Source organism: Streptomyces sp. CB03238, from assembly GCF_002099185.1.
Taxonomy (GTDB): Bacteria; Actinomycetota; Actinomycetes; order Streptomycetales; family Streptomycetaceae; genus Streptomyces.
Window position 1 is genome coordinate 62,493 of sequence record NZ_NBCN01000038.1, and the last position, 8,509, is coordinate 71,001.

Annotated in this window: 10 protein-coding genes; 8 read left to right on the forward strand and 2 right to left on the reverse strand. The window is 67.8% G+C overall.

Annotation, left to right across the window (positions count from 1 at the left end; translation table 11 throughout):
• Positions 1–664: 664 nt before the first annotated feature.
• Positions 665–1,120, reverse strand: coding sequence for an ATP-binding protein (locus BKD26_RS36930; RefSeq protein ID WP_084907336.1), 456 nt, complete (start codon positions 1,118–1,120; stop codon positions 665–667).
• Positions 1,121–1,450: 330 nt separating this feature from the next.
• Here BKD26_RS36930 and BKD26_RS36935 point away from each other — a divergent pair, with 330 nt between their 5' ends.
• Together BKD26_RS36935 and BKD26_RS36940 are read left to right on the forward strand one after the other, a co-directional pair.
• Positions 1,451–3,049: a phage portal protein gene (locus BKD26_RS36935; protein ID WP_179166847.1), complete on the forward strand. Its 1,599-nt coding sequence runs from the start codon at positions 1,451–1,453 to the stop codon at positions 3,047–3,049.
• 390 nt (positions 3,050–3,439) lie between these two features.
• Complete coding sequence (locus tag BKD26_RS36940) at positions 3,440–3,886, forward strand: DUF2690 domain-containing protein (protein ID WP_084907340.1); 447 nt, start codon at positions 3,440–3,442, stop codon at positions 3,884–3,886.
• An 87-nt stretch (positions 3,887–3,973) separates the two neighbouring features.
• On the opposite strand, the gene BKD26_RS36945 is transcribed toward BKD26_RS36940, so the two are convergent.
• A complete protein-coding gene (locus BKD26_RS36945; protein ID WP_084907342.1) occupies positions 3,974–5,026 on the reverse strand; it encodes a nitrilase-related carbon-nitrogen hydrolase in 1,053 nt (350 codons plus the stop codon).
• A 120-nt stretch (positions 5,027–5,146) separates the two neighbouring features.
• Between BKD26_RS36945 and BKD26_RS36950 the strand changes: the two genes are divergently transcribed.
• From BKD26_RS36950 to BKD26_RS39600, 6 genes are all read left to right on the forward strand, one after another.
• Positions 5,147–5,416, forward strand: coding sequence for a hypothetical protein (locus BKD26_RS36950; protein ID WP_084907344.1), 270 nt, complete (start codon positions 5,147–5,149; stop codon positions 5,414–5,416).
• A gap of 143 nt (positions 5,417–5,559) precedes the next feature.
• Positions 5,560–5,850: a hypothetical protein gene (locus BKD26_RS36955; RefSeq protein ID WP_084907345.1), complete on the forward strand. Its 291-nt coding sequence runs from the start codon at positions 5,560–5,562 to the stop codon at positions 5,848–5,850.
• A gap of 106 nt (positions 5,851–5,956) precedes the next feature.
• The gene (locus BKD26_RS36960) at positions 5,957–6,373 is read left to right on the forward strand and encodes a K structural protein (protein ID WP_084907347.1); all 417 of its coding nucleotides are present in this window, start codon (positions 5,957–5,959) and stop codon (positions 6,371–6,373) included.
• A gap of 12 nt (positions 6,374–6,385) precedes the next feature.
• A complete protein-coding gene (locus BKD26_RS36965; RefSeq protein WP_241519024.1) occupies positions 6,386–6,682 on the forward strand; it encodes a hypothetical protein in 297 nt (98 codons plus the stop codon).
• A 68-nt stretch (positions 6,683–6,750) separates the two neighbouring features.
• A complete protein-coding gene (locus BKD26_RS36970; protein WP_084907349.1) occupies positions 6,751–7,083 on the forward strand; it encodes a hypothetical protein in 333 nt (110 codons plus the stop codon).
• A 488-nt stretch (positions 7,084–7,571) separates the two neighbouring features.
• Positions 7,572–8,456 carry a hypothetical protein gene (locus BKD26_RS39600; protein ID WP_143662780.1) on the forward strand — a complete coding sequence of 295 codons (885 nt, stop codon included), beginning with the start codon at positions 7,572–7,574 and terminating at the stop codon, positions 8,454–8,456.
• Positions 8,457–8,509 lie beyond the last annotated feature (53 nt).

The window sequence follows — 8,509 nt, forward strand, 5'->3', positions numbered from 1 at the left end:
CACCGTCGGCGCCGACCCGACCCGAACGCGCGGACGAACCGCGCATCGGGCCTTCGCCAAAGGACGGGCCGACGGCCCACGAACCCTACGCAAACCACCTTTCACCTCGCCTACCGAAGCGCTGTCCGGTGCTCGCTGACCTTCCCGGTACAGCCAGCACCCCCGCCCGGGGGCTTTTCCCTCCGAGGCGGGAAAACAGCCCGCCGCTCGTGCGCGGGTGTTCGGAGCCACCGCGACCGGGGCACAGGTCATGACCTCGTGGGCCTGCTGGGCCATCGGGGCCATCGGGCCCTTCCGGCAAACGGGTGTCCACACGCAAAGGGGGCCGCGACCGTGCGTACCGTGACCCCACCTCCGCGGCCTGCCCCCACGCGCGGGCGGCGAGCTGCTCAACGCCGGCGGAGTCGCGTGGCTTGTACGCACCGGCGCCGCTCGACCGAGCAATACGCAGCGTTGTTCTTAGGCCGCACCACTGTTCTGCGGGCTTTCAGATCAACGAGGAGATCGCGGCCATCCGCTGGTGGGAGCTCCGGGAAGTCCTCCCGGAGCGTGGGCAACCTTGGACGCCTACCTCGCCCGACTCGCGCGATTCGGGATCCGACCTGTGCCACTGGCCACAGAGAGGCAAAAGCTCAAGCTGGGGCACGAGACCACGTCTCAAGGTTCAGGCGGCTGCGGGCTCGAGGGAGACTCGAGCTTTGACCCGCTTGCCGACGGGCTCCCGCTGGATCTCCAAGCCCTCGCACAGCGCGATGACGATCTCCAGACCGTGCTGGCCGATCCGCCCCGGCTCGGCAGCCCGCGCCACTGGCAGGATCGGCTCGCTGTCCCACACTGTGATCTCCAGGACCTGACCGGCAATCTGAAGGTCAACAGCACACGGCCCCGGAGCGTACTTGCAGGCGTTGGTCACCAGCTCGCTGACGATCAGCTGGGCCGATCCGACCGCCTGGGAGGAAACCGCCATGCGGTACCTGTGCGCCACACGGTTCAGGAAGTCGGCGACGAAGCGCCGGGCCTGCCCGATCGACTCGGAATCACCGTCATACGCCACGCCGGCCCGCGACATCGTGCCCGGAAGCACCGTATTTTTCCCGTCATCCAGTGCCACCTCATCCATGAAGTCCGCTCCACAGGGTCCGCTGGCCATCCCGCCGTACACGACCGAAATCGCGTCTACCCCTTTTACCTGTCATGACACCAGTTGCCGCCACGTGCGGGCTTACCGCAGGAGCGAGGGCTGGGGGTTGCACGAAGGTGTCAATAGTTGGACGAGCCGCAGCTCTTCAAGCAGGGCTACGCTGATCAACCGGCGCGGGGCCGATCTTCCTGGAGTGGATGTGGGCCTGCGCCAATTGGTGATCAATGCGTGGTCGTGGTTGAACTACAAGCCGGTGATGGCGGAGGCCGGTCGTCCGGGCAGTCGCGCGTTTCCGGAGCTGGCCAAGACGTGGGTGCCGCCGCACGAGTTGCGGCGGCTGGCCGCGTACAAGGTCCGTACGACAACAACCAGGCTGGGCAGCTTGCGGCGGCTGGTGGTGACGCGAGCGCGCTGGAGCGGCGGGAGTTGGGCGACGCGGCGAACCTCGTGGATACCGCGCTCGGCTACCTCCTCGGCTCGGAGCAGAAGGTCACGGTCGAGGGGGCGGAGAACGCCGACGAGGAGACGCCGACGCCAGGGGCGGCGGAGGCCGCTGCGGTGCAGGACCGGTTGCGGAAGTGGGCGGACAAGGAGCTGCTGACGTTCCGGGTCCAGCAGGCGGAGCGGGCGGCGGTGCTGCTTGGGGACAGCGTGATGGTGCTGGCGTGGAACCCGGAGAAGCAGCGGCCGACGTTGCGGGTCTACGATCCGGGGTTCTTCTTCCCGCAGTGGGACGACGAGGACGAGGATTTTCCCAGTCGGGTGCATCTGGCGTGGGAGCTGCCGGCCGACGATGACGCCGGGCTGAAGGCCAGGGTGCGTCGGGTGACGTACGAGCTGGGCTCGATCTCCGAGGACGGCGAGGACGGAAACGAGAGGGCTGCGGCTGGCGGTCGGCAGTACCCGTGGGAGCCGGGCCGGTCGTCCAACGTGACGTGCTATCTCACGGATGCGGAGTGGCTGCTGGAGGACCTGAAGAACGGCGAGACGCTGGAACGGCTGCCGATGGACAAGGCGAGCTTCCGGGTGCGGTCGGACGGCACGGAGCTGAACCGGTTGGATCTGATGATCGACTTCGTGCCGGTGGTGCACATCGCGAACACGATCCCGGACGGCGGAGAGCACTGGGGCCGGTCGGTCCTCGCGCGCGTTCTGCAGGCGCTCGATGAGCTTGCGGCCACGGACTCGGACAGCTCGGCGGCGTCCGCGACGACGGGCACCCCGATCATCGGGCTCGCGGGGGCGCGGCTGCCGGTGGATCGGGCGACGGGCAGGCCGCAGGAGCTGGAGGTGAAGGCCGGTGCGGTGTGGCAGCTCGGTGAGACCGGGCGGATGGACGCGCTGGACACGTCGCCGCAGCTGGCCGAACTGCGGGCGCGGGTGGATCACCTGCTGGAGCGGATCGCGGCCAACTCGCGGTTGACGGCGGCCGGGCTCGGGACGCTGGACGCCACGGAGGTGCCGTCGGGGTACGCGCTGCAGCTGGCCTTGGGCCCGCTGGATGCGCTGATCGGCATGATGCGGTTGGCCAGGGAGCACAAGTACCGGCTGCTGTTCAAGATGGTGCAGCGGTTGTACCAGGCCGGGCGGGCTGAGGGTCGGACGGCTGGGGAGACGCTGCCGGCGCGGCTGGCGTGGGCGCCGCCTACGCCGACGGACCGGGGCGCGGTGCTGGAGGAGGTCGTCAAGGCATACGGTGCTGGGGTTTTGAGTTTGGAGACGGCCGTCGCGATGTTGATGGAGGCCGGGTATCCGATCAAGGACGCGTCGGAGGAAGTGGAGCGGATCCGGGCTAAGGCCGAGCAGGAGGCCACGTTGCGGATGGCGGAGGCCGCTGCTCGGCGGGGGCGCGACGACGAGGAAAAGGACCAGGAGAGCGGCGAGGGCGAGATTAACGCGGCTGCGTAGCGGAACATGAGGAGAGGTGAATCTCAGGCTCCGTAGCGTTCACTGTTCCGCGCCAGAATTGCTGACTACACGCCCGTTCTTCACGAGGAAGTCCAGAACGTCTGACGTTTCAGACGGGGGATGCATTTCGCATCGATGGCTGGAGGAACGACGTAAGGCTGAAAATGAGCTGCCAGCCGCTTGCTGTCCTACGGAACACTGGTTGCCTTGCGGGTACTGAGACCTCTCAGGAGGCCTGGCTTGGGTACAGGGACCAACGGTGACGACGGCAACCAGGCGGGGGAGCCTTCCTCTCCGCAGCCCGGTCGTCTGGTGGCTGCGGGGGGTCGGCTGCGTGACAGGGTGGTGGCGGCTTGGACCTGGATACGAAACCACTCGACCCACGTACTGGTGATCACGGTCATTGGTGCGGTCGTCAGTGCAGCCCTTCCGGTCGTGATCTCCAAGCTGATGGAAGATCCGCCGCCCTCATGTCCCGGCGCTGCTTGTGATGGGAAGAACCCTCAGAAGCCAGGCTGTTCTGCTGACGCACTCACTTGGATGCCCACCAAGGACAACCCGGTGTCCTTGCAGGTGCGTTACAGCATGCGCTGCAAGGCACTCTGGGCGCGGGTCCTTGAGGGTGAGGGGGGCGACCAACTCACAATTCAGGTGGAGGGCGGGTCGTCCCAGGCTGCTGTGATCCAGTTCGGGACCGATCAATTCACCCCGATGGCGGCTGTCGTTGATCGTTTCCGCGCCAAGGCGTGTGCGGTACCGACGACGTATGACAGCCGCAAGGGAACCTGGAAGAAGTACTGCTTCCACGTCACGGAGAAAACAGCCTGGAGCGAATGAAGCCACCGGTTCACGGCTTGGCCTCCGGGAGCGGGGAGCCGGTGGAGGCGGCCCGGTGATGCGGCCTCGGGGTACGTGAAATGGGGGTCAGTGCCAGATGCCGCGGGCGCGCATCAGGTCGATCTGGGGTTCGGTGACGTGCTCGCGGTACTCGGCGTGGTCGTACGGCGGGCGGTCGGCGTAGAGGTTCGCCGGGTAGATGGGCTGTTCGTACAGGGTGGCGAACAGCTCGGTGCGCAGGTCCTTGGCCCAGTTGGTCCACGCGGCGGTGGTGCGCTGACGGCGGAGGGCGGGCAGGTCGATGGTGGCGGTGACGAAGGTAGCGACGCCGCCGTGGTCGAGGTGGCCGACGGTGCGGCCGGTGTAGTCGGTGATGGTGGAATGGCCGCCGAAGAAGTCGACGCGCTGGCCGTCGGCGCCGGTGTAGGAGGCCGGGTTGGGAGCGAGGACGTACATGGTGTTATCGAGGGCGCGGGCGCGGTTTTGGATGTCGAAGGCGTCGGAGGCGACGCCGGGCAGCGGGTAGCTGGTGCGGTAGGCGATCTCGCACCCGCCGAGGGCGAGGCCGCGGGCGTTCTCCGGGTACGACGCTTCGTTGGCCATCATGACGCCAAGGCGGCCGATGGCGGTGTCGGCAACGGGCCAGAACGCCTCGGGGTTGCGCCCGTAGAGACGGGTCCACTGGTCGAGCACATCGTGTGGGCTGACGCTGTGCTCCATGGGTGGCAGCGGGGCGAGCTTGTAGTGCCGCAGGACGATCTCGCCGTCGGGGTCGATGACAAAGCCGACGTTGAAGTACCGGTCGGGGAAGGCCGGGTGGAGGGCCTTGACCTGGGCCATGATGTGGACGTTGAATTCGCGGGCCCAGCAGCCGAGTTCTTGAGTCTCCGCGCCGGGAAGGCTGATCGCGCAGGTGCGGGCGTAGGTGGCGTGGCCGAGGTCGTGGATCTCGTCGGTGAAGCCCTGGAGTACCCCTTCGGGCAGGACGACCAAGCGGACGGGGTGGTCGAGGCCGCCGAGGGAGACCGCGGTGCGGGTGAGGGCGTACAGGTGGTCGAGGTTCATGGCGATGTCGTCGCGCTGCTGGATCCCGGTGATCTCCGGGATGAGCCCGACAGCGGTGTAGGGGTCGAGTGTCATGGGGCGATGCCTCCTTGTTCGACGCCATCCTGTGGGGGCGGTCGGACAGGGGCTCGTGGTCGTGTCGGTGCAGGTGGCTACACTGGCCGACAGCGCGGGGGCGCCCTCTGGAGGAGATGTATGGTCCAGCCCCTGCCGCCTCGCCGTCCTGTCGGCCACCGCCGTGACGGGCGGCCGATCTACCCGATTCTCGGTGCCTCGTCGGAGGACGAGACGAACGACCAGCTCGAAGACGCCCCGGACAGCGGCCGGGAGCAGCAGGTCACGGTCACCCAGGACCGGCTGGGCAAGATGCTCACCCGTGAGAAGGCGCAGGGCGAACGGGCAGCGATCAAGCGCCTGTTGTCCAGCTCGGGTTCGACTCCCCGAAGGCGCTGGCCGAGTTCGTGACCGCGCAGCGGGAGGCCGAACAGGCCGCGATGTCGGAGGTGGAGCACCGCGAACAGGCAGCGGCCGAACGCGAGTTGCCGGCCGCACGCCGGGAGGAGTAGGCCGCCGAGCGGGAGCGGGCGGCACTGCGCCGGGCCGCGCTGGTGACGCTCGGCGCGAAGGGCGATGACCTGGTGGACGCCGAGCGCCTGCTCGCCGTTGATGACGAGGACGCGGACGAAGCCGGGATCCAGTCGGCGGCCGAGGCCCTGCGGGCACGCCGTCCCGAGCTGTTCGGTGAGGTCCGCACCCCAGTGCCGGCGGCGCCCGCGGGCGCACCGGCTGGGCGCGGCCCGACCCGTACGGCCCCGGTGTCCAAGCCCGGTTCGGCCGGGCTGGAGATGGCCAAGCGTCGCGGGCTGATCCCGGAGTTCAGCGACTCCGCAGCCCGATAGTCCGGGCCTCAGACCTTGGGGGACCACGCCCCCTGAACTTCGTGGACGGCATCGCCTCCGTGGGCGGTGTGCGGAATCCGGCCGCAGCGTCCATGGAGACACGCACATGACCATCCAGCCCGTCTCGACGTCCGAGTACACCACCGCCAACCGCGAGTGGCTGGCGTCCCTGCACGGCACCGACTCCGTCGACACGATCACCCTCGACCTGACCCTGTTCTGCGAAGGCACGCACTACGTGTGCGGCGACGGCTGCGACCCGTACGGCCGGGTGCTGTCCGGCGTGCCGGTCGGCAGGGTCGCGGAGTCCGGCCTGTACGGCCCGTACGACCCGGAGGCGCACTGCGGCCGCCAGATCCTGCGCGGCTTCGTGATCGCCGAGACCTCGTTCGCTCCGGGGCAGACACGCGTTCCGGCCGCTCTGCTGTGGCACGGCACGGTGAAGGCGTCGAAGGTGCCGGGCGGCATCGACGTGTCCCAGCTCGTGTGGCACCCTCGTGCCGCGCAGATCCGCTACGTCTGAGCGGGCTGAGCTGTGACGATTCAGGACCTGCTCAAGGACGTCTCGGTCATGGACCTGACGGCGTTCGCCAGGGCGATTCCGTCCCCGAAGGACTTCCTCCTCACCCAGACGATCTTCCCGACCGTGGAGATGCGGGAAGTGAAGTGGCGTACGAAGGACTCCGGCCGGTACGTCAACGTCGCCAAGTACCGGGCGTTCAACGCGTCGGTGCCGTTCGCGACCCGTGAGGCGTGGCAGACGTCCCGCGAGGGTGCGCTGCCCGCGCTCTCGAGGCGGGGCGGGGGCCGTTCAGCGTCCTCGTCGTCGTGACCATCTGGAGGCGGCCCGCCCCCGGGAACACCCCGGTGGCGGGCCGCACCGTGCGGAGGGAGTAGCAGGTGGACGAGTTCCAGAGGTCCTGGCTGCTGGCGCAGCTCGGTCCGGACACCGACCCTGCCGACCTTGAGCGTCGGTACTTCCGGCTGCGGTCTGTGCGCGCGGTCGCACTGGAGGTCCTGGGCGAGCGGCGAGCGAAGCTGCTCGCGAACCGGCTCAAGGTCACCGTCGAAGGGGTGGTGACCATGGACCTCCGGGAGAACCTGCGAGGCATCGAGCGACAGATCGAGCAGGTTCGGCAGGCCCCGGCACCGGACGACCCGGATGACCGGGAGGAAGAAAGGGAGCCGGTAATGGCGGTGACGTGGCTGACGTCTGCCCGCCGCTACCGGTAGCGGCGGGTTGCCGAGGGTGCACGGAGCCTGACCGCCGACTGCGCCTGGCATGACGCCAGTTTGTGATGTGCCGTGTGCTCAGCTAGGGGCTGGCACGCAGCAGGCACGGCTTCCAAGATCGTGGGGTTCTCGGCGCCCCGTGATCCGACCGCCGGCATACGTGAACGCGGGGAGTGCTGCTGATAGATCGCCGGCTTGTCCGTGGCGGAGTGACGGCCCGGAGGATAGGTACGCGCGTTTTGACCACCTTCGCTGCGCGAGTACGTCATGGGAAACGAGGGCATGGTGTGCAGCCCGGCGCGAGGGTGGTTGTTCTTGGCTCGTGAGTTGGGTAGTTCTCATCTATGACAGAGCCTTCCTTACCGCCGCAACCGCCGCAGTCGCCGGGCGGTCCATCTGGGCCGGAAGAGCCGGGCGTCCGCGACGTGTTGGAAGAGCAGTTCTTCCCCGAGGGCCGAGGTGCGTCGCGCCGGACACGGCGCCGGGCTTTGGCGATCACCCTCGTGCTGAGCTGCGTGGTCAGCATCGTCGGTTTCCTGGCAGGATACTGGTTTGACCTGTGGTCGATCGGGTCGCGGATCGGCGCGGAGCGGAAAGTCGAGGATGAGTTGGACCAGGTTAAGGCTCCATTCACCAGCTCCATCACCTACGACACGACGCTTTCCGACAGCGGTTACACGATCGTGCTCGACCGACTCCTTACGTCACAGGAGCAGGTCAGGCTTCAGGCAACTTTGCCTCATAAGGTTTGGGATTTCCTCCGCCCACTGGGCGGGCGCATGATTCGCTCTCCCGGGATGTCCTTGCCGGCGGACTTGGCCCAGAGCTCCGCCGACGACGCCACCGTGTTCACCATGAACGTCCTCTCGGAGCGAGCTTCCCAGCTGAGCATCGTGGACATGGCCCCGGTCAATATCTCTTGCACCGAGCCGACGGCCAGGACAGTCGTGACGATTTCCGGGCAGGGCCAAGCCCTCTACCCTGGCGTGGTCGTCGACCTGGTCAGCGATGATGCGATGCTGTACATCGCCGACGAGGGTCCCGATCGAGGGCAGCCGTACTTCACTCGCAGGAGGATCGATCTCGGCGGCGGACTGGAACCGGGGGGGCTGAGGGTGGAGGCACTGGTGAGCGACCAGTCCTGCAAGTGGGAGATCCGGGCCCGTTATCGGGATGCCCAGCAGAACGCAGGCGAGGTCACCCTGCGCGACGGAGACAAGCCCTTCTTTGCAGAGGCCGTACCGGACGACCCAGAGCAGTACTGGCAGTCGAACGACCATACTGTGGTGGCACGGGGAAGTGCCCCGACCTTCCTTCCGTGCCACGAGATGCCGGACGAACCGATCTGCGCCTTTGGGGCGGGTGGGAGCTAGTGCCGCATCAGACAACCTTTGCCCCGTAGTGACGTGACGCGCCGTTCGGATGC

Bases quoted from the DNA above. Each gene is read 5' to 3' on its own strand.
- BKD26_RS36930 (WP_084907336.1), bottom strand. From the start codon at position 1,120: ATGGATGAGGTGGCACTGGATGACGGGAAAAATACGGTGCTTCCGGGC.
- BKD26_RS36945 (WP_084907342.1), bottom strand. From the start codon at position 5,026: ATGACACTCGACCCCTACACCGCTGTCGGGCTCATCCCGGAGATCACC.
- BKD26_RS36950 (WP_084907344.1), top strand. From the start codon at position 5,147: ATGGTCCAGCCCCTGCCGCCTCGCCGTCCTGTCGGCCACCGCCGTGAC.
- BKD26_RS36960 (WP_084907347.1), top strand. From the start codon at position 5,957: ATGACCATCCAGCCCGTCTCGACGTCCGAGTACACCACCGCCAACCGC.